The sequence below is a fragment of the Halioxenophilus aromaticivorans genome, assembly GCF_042850945.1.
Lineage (GTDB): Bacteria > Pseudomonadota > Gammaproteobacteria > Pseudomonadales > Cellvibrionaceae > Halioxenophilus > Halioxenophilus aromaticivorans.
This window is the reverse complement of the sequence record NZ_AP031496.1, coordinates 2621073-2641065: the sequence shown is the minus strand read 5'-3', so window position 1 is coordinate 2641065 and position 19993 is coordinate 2621073. Positions and strand designations below refer to the sequence as shown.

The 19993-nt window shown below is 48.0% G+C and carries 18 protein-coding genes; 6 read left to right on the top strand and 12 right to left on the bottom strand.

Features of this window, described 5'->3' with window-relative positions:
- Position 1: 1 nt before the first annotated feature.
- From ACGHM3_RS11575 to ACGHM3_RS11530, 10 genes are all read right to left on the bottom strand, one after another.
- Positions 2-934 carry a hydrogen peroxide-inducible genes activator gene (locus tag ACGHM3_RS11575; RefSeq protein ID WP_345428111.1) on the bottom strand — a complete coding sequence of 311 codons (933 nt, stop codon included), beginning with the start codon at positions 932-934 and terminating at the stop codon, positions 2-4.
- Positions 935-1589: 655 nt separating this feature from the next.
- Entirely contained in the window at positions 1590-3800 is a 2211-nt protein-coding gene (locus tag ACGHM3_RS11570; RefSeq protein WP_345428109.1) for a TonB-dependent receptor domain-containing protein, read from the bottom strand.
- A 148-nt stretch (positions 3801-3948) separates the two neighbouring features.
- On the bottom strand, positions 3949-4524 hold the full coding sequence (locus ACGHM3_RS11565; RefSeq protein WP_345428106.1) for a nuclear transport factor 2 family protein: 576 nt from the start codon (positions 4522-4524) through the stop codon (positions 3949-3951).
- A gap of 130 nt (positions 4525-4654) precedes the next feature.
- Entirely contained in the window at positions 4655-5515 is an 861-nt protein-coding gene (locus ACGHM3_RS11560; protein WP_345428104.1) for an SDR family NAD(P)-dependent oxidoreductase, read from the bottom strand.
- 104 nt (positions 5516-5619) lie between these two features.
- Complete coding sequence (locus ACGHM3_RS11555; protein WP_345428102.1) at positions 5620-6147, bottom strand: nuclear transport factor 2 family protein; 528 nt, start codon at positions 6145-6147, stop codon at positions 5620-5622.
- Positions 6148-6165: 18 nt separating this feature from the next.
- Entirely contained in the window at positions 6166-7086 is a 921-nt protein-coding gene (locus tag ACGHM3_RS11550) for an SDR family NAD(P)-dependent oxidoreductase (protein WP_345428100.1), read from the bottom strand.
- Positions 7087-7332: 246 nt separating this feature from the next.
- A complete protein-coding gene (locus tag ACGHM3_RS11545) occupies positions 7333-8499 on the bottom strand; it encodes a MaoC family dehydratase N-terminal domain-containing protein (protein ID WP_345428099.1) in 1167 nt (388 codons plus the stop codon).
- A gap of 181 nt (positions 8500-8680) precedes the next feature.
- Positions 8681-9727: an AraC family transcriptional regulator ligand-binding domain-containing protein gene (locus tag ACGHM3_RS11540; protein WP_345428096.1), complete on the bottom strand. Its 1047-nt coding sequence runs from the start codon at positions 9725-9727 to the stop codon at positions 8681-8683.
- A 520-nt stretch (positions 9728-10247) separates the two neighbouring features.
- Complete coding sequence (locus ACGHM3_RS11535) at positions 10248-11327, bottom strand: aromatic ring-hydroxylating dioxygenase subunit alpha (RefSeq protein WP_345428095.1); 1080 nt, start codon at positions 11325-11327, stop codon at positions 10248-10250.
- A 59-nt stretch (positions 11328-11386) separates the two neighbouring features.
- Complete coding sequence (locus tag ACGHM3_RS11530) at positions 11387-12352, bottom strand: PDR/VanB family oxidoreductase (RefSeq protein WP_345428093.1); 966 nt, start codon at positions 12350-12352, stop codon at positions 11387-11389.
- 374 nt (positions 12353-12726) lie between these two features.
- Between ACGHM3_RS11530 and ACGHM3_RS11525 the strand changes: the two genes are divergently transcribed.
- The 5 genes from ACGHM3_RS11525 to ACGHM3_RS11505 all read left to right on the top strand — a co-directional run bounded on the left by ACGHM3_RS11525 (position 12727) and on the right by ACGHM3_RS11505 (position 17860).
- Entirely contained in the window at positions 12727-14427 is a 1701-nt protein-coding gene (locus ACGHM3_RS11525) for a sigma 54-interacting transcriptional regulator (RefSeq protein WP_345428089.1), read from the top strand.
- 141 nt (positions 14428-14568) lie between these two features.
- Positions 14569-15180 carry a diguanylate cyclase gene (locus tag ACGHM3_RS11520; RefSeq protein ID WP_345428086.1) on the top strand — a complete coding sequence of 204 codons (612 nt, stop codon included), beginning with the start codon at positions 14569-14571 and terminating at the stop codon, positions 15178-15180.
- 52 nt (positions 15181-15232) lie between these two features.
- A complete protein-coding gene (locus ACGHM3_RS11515; RefSeq protein WP_345428084.1) occupies positions 15233-16336 on the top strand; it encodes a beta-ketoacyl-ACP synthase III in 1104 nt (367 codons plus the stop codon).
- Positions 16337-16338: 2 nt separating this feature from the next.
- Entirely contained in the window at positions 16339-17022 is a 684-nt protein-coding gene (locus ACGHM3_RS11510) for an iron-containing redox enzyme family protein (RefSeq protein WP_345428082.1), read from the top strand.
- Positions 17012-17860 (top strand): DUF6999 family protein, encoded by an 849-nt coding sequence (locus ACGHM3_RS11505; protein WP_345428080.1) that lies wholly within the window; start codon positions 17012-17014, stop codon positions 17858-17860. Before ACGHM3_RS11510 ends, ACGHM3_RS11505 begins: the two co-directional genes overlap by 11 nt.
- A gap of 50 nt (positions 17861-17910) precedes the next feature.
- Here ACGHM3_RS11505 and ACGHM3_RS11500 read toward each other — a convergent pair whose 3' ends face one another.
- A complete protein-coding gene (locus tag ACGHM3_RS11500) occupies positions 17911-18297 on the bottom strand; it encodes a hypothetical protein (protein WP_345428078.1) in 387 nt (128 codons plus the stop codon).
- Positions 18298-18305: 8 nt separating this feature from the next.
- Positions 18306-19043 carry an NrtR DNA-binding winged helix domain-containing protein gene (locus ACGHM3_RS11495; RefSeq protein ID WP_345428075.1) on the bottom strand — a complete coding sequence of 246 codons (738 nt, stop codon included), beginning with the start codon at positions 19041-19043 and terminating at the stop codon, positions 18306-18308.
- A gap of 69 nt (positions 19044-19112) precedes the next feature.
- Here ACGHM3_RS11495 and ACGHM3_RS11490 point away from each other — a divergent pair, with 69 nt between their 5' ends.
- The gene (locus ACGHM3_RS11490; protein WP_345428417.1) at positions 19113-19991 is read left to right on the top strand and encodes a cyclin-dependent kinase inhibitor 3 family protein; all 879 of its coding nucleotides are present in this window, start codon (positions 19113-19115) and stop codon (positions 19989-19991) included.
- Positions 19992-19993 lie beyond the last annotated feature (2 nt).

The following is a 19993-nucleotide window of genomic DNA, read 5'->3' as shown; positions in this document are numbered from 1 at the left end:
ATTAACGAATTACTTTCACTGCATGTCCTAACCTACGCTCAATGATATCGCGCAGGTTTTCGGATAATTGACGAAAAAACACTCGGTTCGATGCGGTATTCCGCCACACCAAACTGTGGCGACGCTCTATCGGTGCTTGCGATAATTCACACACATGCAAAGCCTCTGGCTTGTGCAGTTCTGAGTGAATGTACAAGCCCGGCAGGAAGGCTACCCCCATTCCCATAACCACCATTTGCCGCAGAGTATCAAGGCTTGTGCCTTCGTAATCTCGCAGAATATGCGCGCCAATGCGGTCGCACAGCTCCAACACCTGATAATGGAAATGATGCGTGCTTTCTAGGGTAAGCACGCTCTCGCCCCTGAGCTGTTCCGGGTCAATAGCGCTGGCTCCGGCCAAAGGGTGATCTGACGGCATTACAAATTTCAACGGTTCAATAAACAGATCCGCCGAAACCAGTTGGGAAGACTCTTGTGAGAGCGGCGTGATAATTAGGTCGAATTCACCGTTGATTAAACCTTGCTCCAAACGACGCGGCGCAACATCGCGCACGTAGAATTTGAGCTTGGTATAGCGCTCGTGCAACTCGGGTAATACGTAGGGCAATAGATACGGCCCAAGGGTGGGTGGCACGCCCAGTCGATAGGTTGTTTGGCTATCGTCAGACAGCTCCCTGGCCTGCTCCATAAAACGAACGTTGGTTTTGAGAACTGCCTCGGCCGGCTCTATCAGGGCGCGTCCCTGGGGCGATAGCTGAGTGCCGCTTCGAGACCGTTCAAAAAGAACCACACCTAGGGATTTCTCCAGGGCGGCAATCTGGCCGGTAAGGGTCGGCTGGCTGACCCCTAACTCCAGGGCAGCGGCGCGGAAGTTCTCTAACTTGGCCACTGCCACAAAATAACTTAACTGGTTTAGCGTTGGCTGCTTAATCATCAGCGCTTTACACCCCACAACATACCTTCAATAACTACTATGCTGGTTAGTTTTCACCCATACCGGCGCTCTCGCGGTGATTTAGCACCATAACGAGGAAAATGGCCACCAAATTCTAAAATGTCAGCCAATATAACTGCGCACGACACAATTAGCCGATTTAGCCGTGTTGCACAGTATCGACAACTGGACAACTGGTAGGTTCTAGGTGAAAACTAGCGACTGAGTCAGCAACGGCTGACACAGGCCCGTTGTACGGACCAAACCAGCTTCAAAGACTCTAGATTAGCAGATTGGTTCTTAAACGGAGGGGGCAAAACTGAAAAAACCGCGCAGAAGACCAACATATTATGTTCGTCACGAGCGCCTTTCGACTTTAGTCTAGGTGCAGGTTGATTTAGGAGTTAAATTAATCTGGCAAGCTAGCCCGTATCCATGTTGGGTATTGTCGTATGGTAACGCCAGTTACCAACTAAGAAGTGAGGTTCAGCCCTGTTGTAACCAGGGCTGAGTTTAGCCTTCGGCAGCGATAATCATCGCTAGCAAGCCTCTGTCTGTCCCACATTTGTTATTCCACATCTATCGTTATACGTCCTTGTACCTCTTACCAACTCTAAAGAGCAGCTTAAATTCCTCAGGTTTTATGGGGCGGTCACTAAAAACGCACGCTTAATTCGGCGCCGACACTGCGTGGAGCACCCCACATCGACAATGCGCCAAGTTGCTGAGGAAGCACCTGTGTCCGATACTCCGCATCGGTTAGGTTATCCGCAAATAGCGCAATGGAAAGGTTATCCTGGGCATTACGCCACTCCGCTCTGGCACTGATCAGCTCATAGGCATCTTGCTGATAGCTCTCCGAGGAGTCAAAGTAAAAGTCAGATGTATAGTAAGCAGTGGCAGATAAATCGATCTCGCCCTCCGCCAGAGGCAAAATATAATTAACGCCCAAGTTTGCGGTGAATTCTGGCGAGCGCTGCATTTCGTTGCCATCCGCTGATACGTATTGCGGCGAGAACATACCGAATGCTGCACCACAGGCAACAAAGTCCAAACACTGAACCCATGCCTGAGACCGATCAAAATCTTCGTATTCGGCAGCGATAAACGTACCACCCACTGACACACTTAACTGTTGACTAAAGGCTATCCGAACCTGGCCATCAAGCCCATAAACCGTGGAATTCGCAGCATTTTCAATAATACTGGTTGGTCCATCAAAGGTGGCCACCTGTAAATCCTGATAATCATAATAGAAGGTCGATGCATCTACGGTTACCTGGCCAGTTTGCCACTTGTAACCCAGCTCGTAGGCAGCGATTTTTTCCGGCTCGACGTTAATGCCCTCCAGCGTATTACCACCAACGTTCAATAAGCCGGCCTTATAACCCTGGGTGTAGGACAAAAACACACTGCTATTTTCGCTTGGCGTATATCGTAATACCAACCGCGGGCTTAGATTCGAGTCATCAACGTCATCTACACTTTGCCGAATCAAATTACCGCTGGCATCAACGCCCAGGGTTAGATACGCATCGGAGATTTCGTCATAACCGTAACGCAGACCGCCGGTAAGAAATAAATCGTCGCTCAGAGTAAAGGTAACGTCGGCGAAGGCAGCCACTGATTGCGTTAGAGTACTGGAACCGCCGTTGCGGAAGAAAGCTGCGCCACCGAAAGAGGCTTGGTTGTTCTTAAAGGTACTTTCGTTTTCAAAGAAAAACAAACCCGCCGTCCATGAAACGGTTTCCGTAGTCGACGACAATAAAAATTCTTGCGTGAAAACTTCGTCATCAACATCATAGCGATAGTGGAAAATCGGCGAAGCAGAGAAATCGAAATCCATAAAATTATCGGTTCGCTCTTTCCTCAATTGCGTGTATGAAGTGAACGAAGCAAACGGGAGCTCTGTTTTCACGGTGAGCTGAAATACATCACTCTTGGCGTAAAACTCTGGTTGAAAATCCACAGAAACCCGAGTTGGCTCAGTTGCTAAGGGCACTCCGTAGGCCGCTGCGGCGGCGAATAACCTGCCATTTTCTTCATAGCTGTTTGCCGCAACTGAGGTGCGATCTTCAATATCCGCTTGAGAATAGCGAAACAAAATGGACGTTGTATCATTTAATTGCCATTGGGCACCCAAGCGCAAAGCCTGCCGATCGTAACTGCCGGCGTCGTCAGCAGCTTTTGCAAGCCCATTAGCACCAAGTAGGTAGTTATCCAAATAGCCGTCGCTGCTGCGTTGCTGCAAGGCCACATCCAATGCCAGGGTGTCAGTGACTCCACCAGAAAATTCAGCCTTTGCTTGCTGCGTATTAAAGCTACTATAAGCAAACGAAAGCTCACCGGTGAGATCTTGGCTAGGCGATGGAGTTGTTACTAAAATAGCGCCGCCGGTGGAATTTCGTCCAAAGAGCGTACCTTGCGGCCCCTTCAACACCTGGACACTCTCTGGTTTTAGAAAATCAGAGTCGGCAAAGAATGGATTAGGCGAATAGTATCCGTCGGTATAAATACCCACATTAGAACCGCCTCCAGAAACAGCAACAGCGGTGCCCACGCCACGAATGGTGGGCTGCGCCAGTGCGCCTTGGTTGTCGAACCGCAACCCTGGCGTTAGTTTCATAATATCGCTTAATTGCTGAACATCCCCTTTGGCAAGCGACTCTGAGCCAATACTGGTGATGCTAATAGGAACGTCCAGTGACTTTTCTTCACGGCGCTGGGCAGTAACTACAACCTCTTCCAGATACGCCTTTTCATTTTGGGCTGACGCGGTATTGGCCAACGGTAAAGAAATAAGGCCCAATGCAAGGTAGGCACTGGCAGAACCCAAGGTGGTTTTTACTGTGTGTTGTGTGGGCATAGTGTTTCCCTAATTGTTTTTTTAGTTGTTTTTTTAGTTATTTCTTTGGTTATTACTTCGGCGATTTTAAGGCTAACGCCAGCACGAGAAATAGATTCAATCTCTAAAATACTTTCAACCCAGGGCGACCCACACACAAAAATGATGGTTAGTCGCTGGGTATTTGATGCTGACGACGATTGATCAGCGGGCGCAAGTAAGAAATATCCGTTTTATCACGCATTGCTAGGCCGTTATCATTGACATCAGGCAGGTCACCAAATGGGATATCTAAACTGGGCAACAACCCAGACCATTCAATAATGTTTTGCCGAGTACTTATCCGCCACTGTCCGTCAATGCGCGTGAATTTGTCTATGTAGCGCCCGCCAGCTATCCAGTTAGAGTCGTCTTTATTCCTAGCAACAAATTGGTAGTAGGTTTCTGTGTGCGCTGCATCGCCTTGCGCGTCAACATTGAAATTCAACAGGCAATGTTGAGTCGCCTTTTGGCCTTGCTCATGGAGATCCTTAGCCCACGAGTAAAGCTCTTGCGGACTACCCACAAATGGACCGGCTGAAATAACGGCATCCGAGTGAAAGGCAGACAGAAATAGGTCTTCATCGAACCGGTCCATACCTCGAGTAAAACGCAGCTGGCAATCGTACAAAGTATTGCGCAACACCAATGCCTTCAACCCTACCAACTCCTGTTCACTTAATTGGCTACCATTACTTTGTTGCATCACTGACCCCAGTTATTGTATTTCAATCGTTGTAAACGCCACTACAGCACAGCACTTTATAAGCACTATGATTTTAGGCCATTTTTATTTTTAGCAGCTTTGGTACCGGCACCTTTTCAACCAATTGAAACTAATCAATCGGCGCCCAGATGGGTGCGCCACGAGCTTCTCGCAAAGAAGGAATCGTTCTTCCATCGATATCTTTAATACCGTACATGTCGGCCATCTCCGCGGTGATGAACGTACCTCCGGAATGTCGCATCCTTGTGTCGTCATTTAGCACAGCGGCGATAACTCTACCCGGAAACTGCGGACTACAGCCATCTTCTGGCCGAGTGGCAGCAGCACCCTTTAAACCAGGAATATTGGCGAGGTTACGTTCTGCCCTCTCCGTCCAGGTTAATCCCTGCCACAACGATATAGATGCAACCTTGTGAGGCTTTAGCTCTATGGCCATATCTCTGGCCATGCGGTCCACAGCGGATTTACTGGTACCAAAAACCACACCGTAGGTATAGGCGACTCCGGTGTAACCCGATATCGCAACTATCAAACCGGTATTGCGTTTGGTCATCAACTTGGCAGCGTGCCAAGCAGCGACATAATTTGAACGTACGCCCACATCCACCATCTGCCAATTAGACAGTGGCTTTTGCCAAAACGGCGCCGGGTCGGTGAGGTCATCCGGTAAGGCAAAGGCATTATTAACCAGCAAATCCAGATAACCCTGCTCGCGCTCCACCTGTGCAAACAATTCAGCCACTTGCTCGTCATTGGCGTGGTCTACCGCAACTGCAACTCCAATACCGCCTAGCTCGTTTATCTGTTGGGCGGTTTGCGAAACCGTGCCGGGTAATTCGTGGTCACCGTCGTTTACCGTTCGGCCCGTTACATAGACCGTTGCACCCTGTTCTCCCAGTGCCAATGCGATACCCTTTCCGATTCCTCGGCTAGCGCCTGTAACCACGGCGACTTTACCTTTTAAAAGCACTGTTTGCTTCTCCTTTGTAGTTTAATAACGCCAGGGCCAGAAATTTACAGCCATATCGCTAGAACGAAATGCTACTGACCAGAGGTGCCACTTGCCCAGACAGGCTACTTAAAAAAAGTCGCGCTGAAATCGTCTTGAATTCCACCCACAAAATGGGACCCGCTAAACGGAATCCCCATCACGCCTTGGCTAAAGTCTGCGGAATCTCCAAAGTCTTGAAACCAGTCATAGAGCATAGTTCGGCTTTTTATTCGCCACTCTCCATCGCGCTTCTCTAACTCATCCAAATAACGCCCACCGATGACAGTATCTGCTTCCCTATCCCCCATGTTGACCCGGTGATAAGAAGTAACACAGGTTTCAACTCTAGCACTGGAGCCCTGCAACTGAATGTAAGACTGGCCTAACGTGTGTTGCGTTAGCAAAATGGCTTCAGCACCAGGCACAACCCAAGCGAGATATTCCTCAAAATTGCCTTTAAAAACACCGTAGTCGGTTACCGAATCTGGCCAATAAGCGCTTGTGATGAGTTCGGCATCACGGCGGTCTTCGCCACGAGCTAAACGGAAAAGGCAGTCTTTAATAGCGTCTTTATCGATCACCTGCATCATTTGCTTTTGCGGGTCACTCATAGCATCGTTCCTTTTATTTTATTCTGAGTTTGAACTAACCATGGCAAAACTTTTAATCATGTGCTGATTGAAGCCATCTTCACAGGGAGCCAGCAGCCACAGATCTTCAGTATTCCGGATATCCCCTAGTCGTTGAGCCACCTGTTCTATGGTCCAATCTTTCTGAAATACCCCTTGGGTTTCGGCGATCATGGCGCGCGCCACTCGGCCGGCCATGGAAACCAGCAATTCACCTGAGATGGCACATTCTTGGTGCGCTAAATAGCCCACCACTGGGGCCACCAGTTCTGGCGGCATAGGGGGAAACTGAGAAGTATCGATGCCTTCCGACATACGGGTCACCGCACCCGGGAGAATGATATTACTCTTAATATTGTGCTCGGCTCCCTCTAACGCGACGACATTATTAAGGCCAATCATTCCCGCCTTAGCGACACCGTAATTCACCGAGGTAGCGAGACCGTATAGTCCACTGATGGACGCGGTGAGTATAATTCGGCCGTAGGCTGAGTCTATCATCGTCGGGAAGACGGATTTCACCATGTGAAAGGCACCCTTTAGATGCACATCCAATACTGAATTAAAATCTTCCAACGATAAATCTACTATAGAGCCATAACGGACATTACCAGCGTTATTAATTAAAATATCCACTTTGCCGTATCGGCTTATTGCGGTGTTAACAATCGCCTGTGCCCCTGACATGGTAGCAACGCTATCTGTGGATGCCACCGCTTCGCCGCCAGCATTGGTAATTTCGTCAACGACTTCCTGTGCCGGATTTTCACCACCGTTATCACCACGCATGGTTGAGCCAATATCGTTGACAACAACTTTAGCGCCCCTACTGGCTAACAAAATAGCGTAGGATTTACCTAAACCCCTACCGGCTCCCGTGACAATGGCCACCTGGCCCGTAAAATCGGCTCTCTCGTTCATGCACCACCTTCAGAGTATGTTTTTTAATACAACCGAATTTATTTTTTATGATCGCCATGCGCAGGCCCGTGCAATAGACTTTCAAGCGTTAAAGAGTATTGAAGGAGTCTAATCGGGCTTGCAACACGTATTTTTAAGGCGTTAATTGGCCGTTAAAAATAAGATGTGAAGAGACACCCAGCTCGGTAAGCCATGACAGATTTCAATGCCTACGTCATTCACCAAGAGACCGGGTATCTTTACTTATTATTTTTTCGGCAGACAGATTTCAGCTTTTGCGGTGGCAGAGACTACGCCATCCTGGTTTACCATTTTAAAATCAACGTGGACCAAATGCTGCCCCTCCTCATTAATGGATTTCTCAGTTACTGTGGCATCCATAATCGATATATCGCCGGCCAGTGACGGCGCTCTGTAGGAGCAATTACTGTGCACAATCTCGCCCCATTCGCCAGCCCAACCGCTGAAGTAATCTAAAATCCATGCCCCCATGGAGGCACCATACCCGTAAGCCCTGGGCATACCCACATGCCGAGCCCAGCGAGGGAACAGATGGCCGCGGGACGGACCAATATACGCGCCATCGGTTTGTTCTGGGTTATCCAGCTCCAACACGGGATCTTGCTCTTTACCCGCCATTTCATCGGTGAAGCCCAACGCTTCCATATCGAGATCGGTTCTTCTTTTAACACCACACCACAAGGTAAACAGATAGGAGCGCCACTCGGTAGTAAAACTGGCAATACTGTGAGGGCCAATAATACGAGTGGGCAAAACATCGCCTACATTAATATCGTCCCACCAGCGTTTGCCGTGGCCCAAATCGTGTAACATTTTGATCCAATCGTATTTTTTATTCTCTAAATCAACGATTTGCTCATCGCTCCACTCAGGATCTTCCGATGGGCCCATGGAGCCCATTTCCCGAGCAGCATCCGGGTTATAACGGATGGCCGTAGAGCGTTGTTTGGCAATTAAGTCGCCGTCTTGGTTGTAATAGTAGTTGTCGCCTCGCTGAAAGCAGGTAGGGCCGGCAAACTTAGTTTCTTTTACCGCGTAATCTAAAGCTACCCTGTGGTTATGCAGCATATCGCCGGGGAATACTTTCTGGCCGTAAAACCACCATTCGTCGCCACCAAAAATTAAATGCGAATTTGGAATTAGCCCGACGCAGGAAGGTCCAGTACCATGAGCATCATCCATGGCCACGCAAAAGGACTGCGGAGCTAACAAACCGCCAAAACGACTACCTGCGGCGTAATCGGAATCGTAGTGTAGTCTGTTAGGGTAATGCATGGCCTGTGCCCAACGACGAATATCGTTACCTGAAAATGGCTCGCGCATGCGCGCTGGCTGAATGGGAACACCCATGTGACGATCTAAATCACTACAATCTAAAACTATTTTGCTCATACTCTTGGCCCAAGTGCATTTGATTCCCATCCGACCGCGCGTCAGATAAAAATCTGGACTGCCGCCGGCGTTTTAATAGCGAGAGTATTCAGTAATCGTGGCCAATGTGGGTAGGCTATTGATGAATGGACGTGGCATTTGGCGCAACGCGCCTTAGGTTTGCAGCCTTAGGTTTGCAGCCTTAGATAAATTGTTTGCGATACATTTGAGGTGTTACGCCAGTCCAGCGCTTAAAGGCGCGGCCAAAACTGGTTCGTTCGGCGTAACCCAAAGAATCCGCCACTTCGGCAATGGAGATATTGCCGTTCTTTAAAGCCAATTGAGCCAAGGTCTGGCGCTGTTGATCCAACATTGAGGAAAAGCATCGTCCCTGTTCGGCTAATCGCATTTGCAGTGTTCGGCTTGAAACACCCAGCCGTTCAGCGCAGCACTCGATGCTCGCTTCGCCCTTTTCCATATTAGTTTTAATAAAATGGGTTACATCGGATACCAAATTGGGCTGCTGCAGTGACTGCAGCGACGCAAAATAACCACCGAGCACCTTGTACACTGTCTGATTGCGAGAAGCGACGGGTTGTGTTAACCAACGTGTTGCAAAACCGATGCAGGCTCTATCGTGACTTAATCGAACAGAACACCCCAAATGTTGGCGTAGAGGCTCTACACAACGATGGTACGGAACGTGTGGCAAGTTGATATAGCTGGGTTTAAAGGCATCTCCAGCAAGCTCTTTTAACAACTTTAAGTTAAGCATAAGACCTTGCAAACCACTCTGAGAATTCTCGCCCATGGGTGACTTTTCGCACCAGCGTAATTCAGCAATACCGCCACACTCTACTAACTCTAGCTGGCTCTCGTAGGAATGTACCGTCGGCAGGTAGTTAACCAGTCCTTTCAGTGCGTGCTTTACATCCGGTGCAGAACGACAGTATGCAGCCACCGCGCCATAGACCTCCACCGTTTGTCTCTCTGCTAGGCTGACACCAAACAACGGCTGATTGAATCTCTCAGCGCAGTACTCAAACAGTTCCACAAAAGGCTGGCAATCGACCAATAAATCTTGACTCTCGAGGCCATCTCTCTGTATGCCGAACTTATCGAGTAAACCTTGGGGATTACCACCCAACGAAGCTATGTAAGGTGAAAAGGAAGACAAATTAGCACTGCGCATTTGACCCGCTTGAGGTAACGGTTGCACAGGTTGCTGAATATCGACTATGCCGTACATCGCTTGGCTTCTCCCCGGCGTCAGTACAACCGCGCCGCTTTATAGTTAGAGTTGTCAGGATTGAATACCGGCGATAACCAAGCAATCAATCGGGCACTACAACCGCCACCTATGCGGACAAATTACCCATTAAGCGGCGATGGATGTAATCAAACCAAGCCATACTATACGTTAAGAGCAACACTGCCAACAATCAGCGCTAACGGCACTAAAAAATTCGATTCTATTCAACATAACAGCAATATTAATCCAATATAAATCCGTACAAATCGCTTATTTTGAACCAATCACTAACTTGTATGGCCAAGACCGCAAACCTCCCCCGCCGGTGGAAACCTGGTAATGCCAAGCCGAGCATTACCCTGTGTAAGCAAATTAATTCCAACGCCCAGCGGTTTGAATTTCAACAACAGACGCCACAACCCTCTGAGAACCTTTTCCATGGCGTCTGCGTCTTTTTACTGAGCAGTATTTGGCATGCTCCCGTTGCCAGAAACATACATCTCTGGCAACACTGGGCTTAGGCTACGGCCTCATTCTGTTTCGTTTGCTCAGATTCAATCAGTGCTTTTAACACGCGACGCACTCGGATTGGCCCTGCATCGCTGCTAATAAGCACCGGATCCAAACTCAGAAAATCATTATTTGGCATCATTTCTTGTACGCGATCCAAAATTGGACCATCTTCATCTTCAAATGCGCCGTGCATACCGGCAATTTTTAGTTTATTAAACTCGCCATCCTCGACATTGTGGTTGCGCCTCGTCGCGAAAAAATAATGGCTACTATTTTCTGTTTCAGGTGTGCAAGTGTGTAAATCGTACTGGCTAATAGTGTTTTCATAACACAAGGGTTCATTCGACGTGTGGTCTTGCGTAGCGCCAATGGTAAGCTGAATGTGAGAAGGTTTGGACCAAGTAACCACCACAAATTGAGCGGCTTCCTCATTTGGCCGTGGTAAAAAATCATTAAAAATCATCATCGCCGGTGTTTGATGCCACTCCCAGCGCACGGAGATCTCGCCGTTATCTTCCACCACACGAGGCATCTGGGGAGATAACTGGCCCCGAGTAGTAATAATCTCGCCATGCAAATGGTCTACGTGGCTTAAATCCATAACGTTATCAGTGATGAGTTCATAATGGCAGGGCCGCAACATATACGTGTGCGCCAAAGCATTGGCATGGCCGTCATCTAATTGTGAGTAATCCGGAAGCTGATTTTCGTCGGCGGGTTCATTCCCCATCCATATCCAAATAAATCCGTATTTCTCCATTAAAGGATAAGACACCACGTGAGCTTTAGCAGGAATATGCCCCCTGCCGTGTGGATTATGAACACACTGGCCTTCCCCATTAAATGCCAAACCATGGTACGGGCATACCACATTGTCGCCCTTTTTTTTGCCGAGACTCAAAGGCGCGAATCGATGGGGACACTTGTCCTGCAATGCGACCGGAGTACCATCTTCTTTGCGATACAGAACCACCGGAATGTCCAGCAAGCGGCGATGCATCAACTGATCGCTAACATCAGTCGATAAGGCGGCTGCATACCAGGTGTTCATTAAATATTTGGCAGGTTTATCGGTCATAATCATAGTGTTGTACCTTATTGTTTTTGAAATGATTAACGTGATTTATGCTGTGGAGAACCCACTTAAAGATCGAGCACCAGCTCAGGAGACAGTGAACGCGAGCAACACGGAGTGAATACCGCATTTGAGGCGCGCTCGGAATCTGTTAGAAACACATCATTGTGTTCGGGCTCACCGGCCAATACTTTTGTAGCACAGGAACCACAAACACCCTGCTCACAGGACACTGGAATGTCGTGACCATTTTCCAGTAACACTTGTAGGGCGGTTTTATTTTTAGGTACAAAATAGTGTTTTTCGCTGCGAGCTAACTGCAAATAAAATTCGTTACCTTCGTCGGTCGCGGCATGGCCAGGCGCGGAAAAAAATTCAAAATGGATACGATCTTTTGGCCAACCCAGCTTGGTTGCTGCATTGATAACATAATCTATATAACCTTTCGGACCACACACGTACAAATGGCTGTTGTTTGGGCTTTGCAATAAAATGGATTCAATATCGAATACAGGGTCCGTCTGATCATCGTCAAAATAAAACTGGCTAAAATCGGTTAAATCCGATTCTTTAATGTCGTTTACAAAGGCCGCCTTGCTAGCACTACGGCAACAATAATGCAGCTCAAAACTCTTCGCTTTTCGGCTCAAAGCCTGGGCCATGCAATAGATTGGTGTAATACCAATGCCGCCAGCCAATAAAATGCTGTGGTCAGCTTCAACCAACGGAAAATGATTGCGAGGCCCGCTTATTTCAACAGTATCGCCGGCTCGTATCATGTCGTGAACAGCCTTAGAGCCACCACGCCCCTGCGGCTCTAACAACACGGCAATTTTGTAGCGCTCACCATCATAATCACTGTTATAAAGTGAGTACTGACGAATCAAACCATTAGGTAGATGAACATCAATGTGTGCGCCAGGAGAAAACGGTGGTAACGGCGTATTATCCGGCCGGTGTAACTCTAAGCTAACCACGCCCTGGGCCTGCTCAATAACATTGGCGACACAAGCCTGAATGCTGAGTTCTTTCATGGAAGTCTTCCTTTATTTTTATTATTTAAACCGGCTTAAAGAATATTGGCTGGCGTATGCTGGCTGGATAAGCCTGCCCTTTTCCGGGTGGTTTTCCAGCAAGCCGACTGATGCATAACGCCGTTAATGCTCAAAGCAATATTCTTAGCTAGGTTTCTATATAGATCCTTAGCAAACCATCGGCCAAAATAGATAAAACCGCTAAACCACTGTTTTTATTTGATTTTTTATAACCTGCAGCATTTTCACCGGCTGTTTTGTATGATTTCAGCAAACCCAACAACCTTTGGCTGAAATTAGTGATTGATTTCAGCCAGTAGCCATTAGATGATTAGGCCGTTCAATAATAAAAATAAAGACAAAATGGCATTCCCATGGAGAACGAATCTCAAATTCAAAAGGTTCTAGAAAAACTCGCAACAGAACAACTTATATTTGCTCCTGATACCGGCCACATTCGGTTATTTGACCAGCGCATGCTGCTTATACCGGGCAAGGCGCTGGCTGAGTTTCGCAGTGAGATGATCAAAAGGTTTGGCGAACACGAGGTACAGCAGTTGTTGACCCGGGCCGGCTATCAACGCGGTATTGATTATTACCATAAACTGCGATCGCTGGTAGGCGATGATCCAGACCTACTAATCGGCTCTGCCATGCGCTTGGCAGAACTGGAAGGCTATGTCTACCACCAACCCATTGCAGGTATGCAGGTTAATTTTGACCAAGGCATTTTCCAAGGTGACTACCAGTGGCACTCTTCCTGGGAAGCAGAAGCCCACAACAACCACTTCGGTGTAAGCAGTGAGCCTATCTGTTGGATGATGACTGGCTACGCCAGTGGCTTTTCCACCGCCATGTTTGGGCGCCCGGTGCTATGGCGAGAAATCGAGTGCTGCGCCATGGGGCACAAAGCCTGCCGAGTAGTTGGAAAACCATTAGAGGAATGGGACGATGAAGAAAACCTGGCTCAATTTTTACAAAGTGAAGCCTTCGTCGATCTGCCCAAACAAAAAGTAAGCAAGCCAAAGGACACTGCCAGCTTAAAAGACAAACCCCCTTTAACCGAACTGGTGGGGGCTTCTGTTCGATTTAATCATGTAGTTCATCTACTGAAAAAAGTGGCTCCGGTAGATACCAGCGTCTTACTGTTAGGCGAAAGCGGCGTCGGTAAAGAACGCTTTTCTAAAGCCCTGCATGACATCAGTAAACGCCATGACGGGCCATGCATTTCCGTTAATTGCGCTGCAATACCCACCGATTTAGTGGAGGCTGAATTGTTTGGTGTTGAGAAAGGCGCCTTCACCGGAGCCACCAATACACGTGCAGGTAGGTTTGAGCGTGCGCACAAAGGCACACTGTTTTTAGACGAAATCGGCAGCCTCCCACTGGCCGCACAGGGCAAGCTCCTGCGAGCAATACAAGAGGGTGAAATAGAACGCGTGGGTGGTGCTGATGTAATCTCAGTCGATGTACGCATAGTGGCCGCCACCAATAACAATCTACGGCGGGCCGTGGAAGATGGCGAGTTTAGAGCCGATCTATTTTATCGTCTCAACGTCTATCCCATTGAAATCCCGGCACTAAGAGATAGGCGCGAAGACATACCATTGCTGTTCCATGTGTTTTTAGACCGATACTGCCAAAAGGCCGACAAAAAAATAGCCGGTATCACACGCAGAGCGCTGGACGCATTATGGCACTACCACTGGCCAGGCAATGTGCGCGAGCTAGAAAACCTGGTGGAAAGGGCCGTGATTTTAGCCGATGAAGGTAAAACAATAGACACGCATCACCTATTCAATGCTGGGGAAATGGTAGAGACTAACGCCTTTACCTTAGATAGCAACGGCCACCTACAAACCTCTCCAGTGAGCGAGCAGACCGCCCTTCCAGATCAAACAATTGAACACCTACTGGACCAAAATTTGTCTCTAGAAGCACTGGAGGAAAGCATAATCGTCAAAGCCCTAGCACGTACCAACGGCAATATCTCCGCCGCTGCTAGGTTATTAAAAATGGGCCGGGGGCAGTTACAATATCGCTTATCCAAATTAGAGACAACCTTAAAACCATGAATCCAAAATCAACGACACAACGCTATATTTACCCTCTCCAACCACACAAACTGCGAGTTTGCGGATTACACGGTCTTTTGTAGGGGGTAATATTTATCATGGTTATTCCACTATTATCTGCCAGTAGGCGGTTACAAATCCATGTTAACGACCTATAGTCACTGGCTCAATACACCGGATCACCCACCAATGGCAACCAACGAAGTTTTAACGCTCATCCTCATGTATGTTTTCCTCCCGCTTTGGGGCATTGCCGGCTTTATAGACTGGTGCTGTCATCGAGCCACTAAAATCGAGACAACGTCTGGAATAATAGAAACCATTATGCACTCGATTATGGGAATTCAAATCGGTATTCCCATACTGTTATGTTTACTGTTTCAAGTGAACGTATTAATTCTTTTAATCTGCCTCGCCGCCCTAGCCCTGCATGAAATCATTGCCCATTTGGACGTTCGCTATGCTGCACCAAGACGCACCATAAGTATTTGGGAAATGCACGCGCACAGTTATTTGGCAACGCTACCCCTTTACATGCTCTCTATGATAGCGGTCATAAATTGGGAAACCATTATTGATTTAGTAACGCTTAACTGGCAGGGTGAATTCAGCTTTGTACCGGTTGAGGAACCCCATGGGAGTGCCAGATTTCTACCCAACTACCTAATATTTATGGCCGTGGTTTGCGTATTCCCGTACATTGAAGAACTAGCACGCTGCGTTAAAGCGAAGTATTTTTCGGCGCCCGTATAGCAACAAGTACCAGGTATATAGACAACCAAATGAACTACGCAGTACTACCTATATGAACGCCTACATCACCAGCACCGGCCGTTTCCTTCCCGGCTCACCTATTGATAACGAAGAGATAGAAAATATTCTTGGTAAGGTGCACGGCAAAGCCAGCAGACTTAAAAATAAAATTTTAGCTTCCAATGGCATTCTAACGCGCCACTATGCGCTGGATAGCAGCCACAAAACCACACACCAAAACAGTGAAATGGCAGCATTAGCTGGCCAAAATTGCCTAGACAAACGAGGCATAGCAAAGCAGAAAATCTCCATGCTGAGCTGTGCCACCAGCCAGGGAGACCTCATTCTGCCTGGTTTTGGCAGTTTGGTTCAGGCCGAGATGCAACTGCAAGATCTGGAGCTACACACCACGCATGGAATTTGCTCCAGCAGCCTAATGGCGCTAAAAGCAGCCTATAACTCTGTGCGCACCGGCGAACACGCTCACTCACTGGTTATTGCTAGCGAGCTTTGCTCTAGGTTATTTAAAGCCAGCCGCTACGAAGCGCTGTTAAACGCTAAAAAACCCGATTTTAACGCTGAATTTTTGCGTTGGATGTTATCTGACGGGGCAGGCTCTTGTTTGGTAGAGACCAAACCTCACAAGCAATCGTTACGCATAGACTGGATAAAAAGCTTTTCCCATGCCGACGCATTTCCTACCTGTATGAGCGTTGGCGCAAGCTCAACCGGTCAAACTTGGCAGGACTACGCCACCTATGCCGAGGCCGAGTCCCAGGGCGCTCTGCTCCTACGGCAAGATGTGCGGCTACTGGACAATATCGTAAAGATCGGAGTGGATGGCTTTTTACGATTAATCGCCGACGACTACGTTCAGCCTCAAACAATCGATTACGTACTGTGCCATTACTCGTCGGATTATTTCCGGGGGAAGATCTTTGAGATGTTATCCCAGGCGGGTGCTGCCATTCCCGAACACAAGTGGTACACCAACCTATACACCCGAGGCAACACAGGCTGTGCATCGATATTTATTATGCTAGATGAATTCCTACAAACTGCATCAATCCAAGCGGGGCAACAAATCATCTGTATGGTGCCGGAGAGCGGCCGTTTTAACACCGCCTATATGAAATTAACCGTTGTGGAGCCGTAACCATGGATCAAACCCAGCTTAACCCCCACGCACAGGCGTGTTTACGAGGCCTTATGCGTGTATGGTTTGATTTTGAGCGCCGCCTGAATCGAATCGAACTCATCAAACGCTTAGAAACTGCTGCCTTCTCCCTTGAGGACTATCAAAGTTTACTGCTGCACCTGCGCCAACAGGTTATCGAGGGCAGCCGCTGGATTACCCGCTGCGCCTCGAGCTTTACCAGAGATTACGCGGACGTACGATCCATCGTAATTGGCCACGCCAACGACGAACATAAAGATTATGAACTGCTGGAAAAAGACTATGTTGCCTGTGGCGGCAGCCTTAGCGATATTCAGCGCGGTGAGCGCAACCCGGGCTCCGACGCCCTGCACGGTTTTCTGATGTACCGGGCAAGCCTGGAAAACCCTATAGATTTATTGGGAGCCATGTGGATGATCGAAGGCCTTGGCGATAAAATGGCCACCAGTTGGGCTAAACAAATTGATACCGCTTTAGGGCGAGAACTCAATTGCACGCGCTTTTTAAGGTACCACGCAGAAAACGACCACCAACATTTACAACGCTTCTATCAAATGCTCCACCGAACCTGCACAGACCAACTTATCGCTGATCGTATTGAAAAAACAGCCATCGTTGTAGGACGTCTATACTGTTTACAACTGGAAGAAATCGATGAAGCCTAAGCAAAGAAGCGCCTATCTAGAGGCCCTGCAATACGACAATTCATTCCCCATTGAAAAAGAAGCCGTCGAGCTTTGGCTGGCAGACCTAGATAACCCCTTTCGGTGGTCAGTGAGACCATTGCTGCAACTGCTGTTCGCAGCACTATTGCATATCACTTGGTTTTTAAAACGACTACCGTTACCACAATTTAGCGCTCACAAACTGTTACAGGCCTTAATCTGTTGGTTTTGCAAATATTTTGTAAGCTACGAGGCCAACATGTTGATTTTGCGCCACTATTCAACGGAATCGAACCTGCTTAATTTTTTAGCGTTAAATTCGGGTAAAACTCCCCCGGCACTCCTTAGGCTTTACCCAAAAACCATCAAAGATATGCGAGAGGATTCTTTTGTAAAACACGACCAAGAGTTATTTCGAGTATTTAAGGAGCTTGGCTATTGGGATAACAACCTGCACACATTAGAAGAATCACAAATCGATTGGTCGGGATGGCGAACGGTCGACATGGACGAATTTAACGTTAAAAAGCGCTGGTCTCAAGTAATGGACTTTGAAAGTGCACACGCCTTATTTATGTGCCTATTTTGCTTTTTGCTGACTAAAGAAGAATATCGTGATGCTATTAATGGGTTCAATCTAGACCAGTCCATCGCCATCCGCCTGGGCAAGATTCTAAACAACCCTCAGTACGCAGAAATGGCGTACAACAAATACCCCTTGTATTTAGTAGGCCCTTGGAATCTTGCTCAACGGTTTTTAATGCATGGCTTTTTTACAGAATATCTGTATGCAGAACTTGAATCCCGCAGACAGGATAAAAATCGCATCCAGGGCTGACAAAGTTAAAGCCAATTGTAATGCTTATTGCTAAAGTTACACCCCTAACCTTAGTTAATAACGTGCAGGTAGGTGGCGGCAGTGTCATGAAAGGTTTCGCGATATACAGGCGAGTCATCAAACATTAGGTCGATGCCAGTGTTATGGCAGTAATCACGCTTAGCCCGGTTCCATTTATTCTGGTCCGCAAATGGTTGATCACCTTGCCAAACAACCTCCCCACTCGCTTCTAGGTGCTCTACAATCGAAAAATAGTGGGTAAACGCTATACCAGCCTGTTGCAGCACCTCATCAATTTTTGGGCTTCGCTTACTGCCAGTCACAATATGCACTTCTGAGCCGTGGGCCACCAGCGCATTTGACAAAATTTTGAATTTCTCTGGGTAGGTGTCAATAACACCGTGAATATCAATACCCACCTTTAATATCTTGCTCATTATTTGCTTTACCTCTTACCCTCTATTGTTCTCGGAAAAAAGTACGCCTGCCCCTCGGGCCGCACCCGGTAGAGTTTTGCTGGTCGACTACTGCCGGTTTTCATCGCTCCCGTTTCTTCTAATATGCCTGCATCCAATATGCGTCGTCTGAAAGATTTTTTCTCTACCGTCTGGCCTAACACTATTTCGAATGTTCGTTGTAGCTCTGTAAGGGTAAACGCCTTGGGCAGTAAATTTACCGGCAACGACGAGTATTGGACTTTATTTTTCAGCCGCTCCAGGCAAACCTCAAAAATCGATTGGTGATCAAAAGCCAATAAATACTCGCTGCCCATTTCTTTCACCGGCACCCAGATCACCTCAGAGGATGCATCATCGGGCACCAGCTCTACCCCCTCAGCGGGTATTAGCGCCATATAGGCTACCGTCACCGACCAGCCTCTTGGGTCCCGCTCTGGCCCGCCAAAGGTTTCTACCTGCTCTACATAGGGTGTTGCCACACCCGTTTTTGCCCTGAGTTTGCGTTTTGCGGTTTCAACCAAGGATTTATCTCGCTTGGTATCCACAAACCCACCTGGCAAGGCCCATTTACCCAGTGACGGGTGTTGCGCTCGTTTAACGAGTAACACTTGAAGTTGGTCTTCAAGCACCGAGAATATCGCCATATCAACGGTCAATAATGGCACGTCGTATTCATGGATACTGTATGCCTCAAGAAAGGCTTTTTCGGAAGTGAATTCGCTCATCGAACGGCCCCGCCCTATTGACTTAATGTCTCAATGCCACTACCTTAGTGGCTCTATAACACTTAGTCAATCATAAAATTACGCACCACAAAAAATAGTATGCAAATAACCCTGCAAGATATCGCCAACAGTGGGCTAATCGCGATACCGCTAGAGATACGCTCTCTCGCAAAGGACTCGCCTCATCACGGCCTGTTAACCGGCAACGGTAAAATAACCATTGGCAACCAACAATTCTCAACGCCGGACAGCGCCATGGCGGCCGTACTGACCGATCCCAAGGGCTTGGTATCCAGTAATGGCTGGCAATTTTGGGGCTTTTATTGCACGCAGCGCCAAGCCTGGACGCCCCTGGAACACCTAAGAGCAAAGCTTGCCTCTTTATCGGATCAATCAGAGATTCGCACCAGCAGTAGCCACCCACTAAGAGTGGATACCCTCGAGATCCCCGGCTGCCCGGGCAAACTGGGCCTAACTTTTTGCCCCGGCAAGCGATCCCAAGGGCTTTATGGTGGACTATGGAACCGGGATCTTAAGCAGGACTTAGCCCTGCTAGAAGCTAAAGGCACTGCGGTGCTTATATCGCTAATGGAAACACATGAGTTTGCATTGCTTGGCGCAGAGCATTTACCGGCGATGATGGCCGATTCAGCCATGGAATGGCTGCACCTGCCCATTGAAGATATGTCTACGCCGTCGAAAGATTTCGACGCCAAATGGCTTCAAAACCGCCCCCAAATTCGCAAATTACTCAACCAAGGCAAGTTAATTGTTATACACTGCCGTGGCGGTTTAGGACGCACAGGCCTTTTTGCGGCGCGTATTTTAGTTGAAGCTGGCCTGCCTCCTACCGAGGCGGTGAAACAAGTAAGACTCGCAAGAGCAAATGCCATAGAAACCTTTGGCCAAGAAGAGTACGTATTGAAGCGCACTTGGGAAGCACATTAATA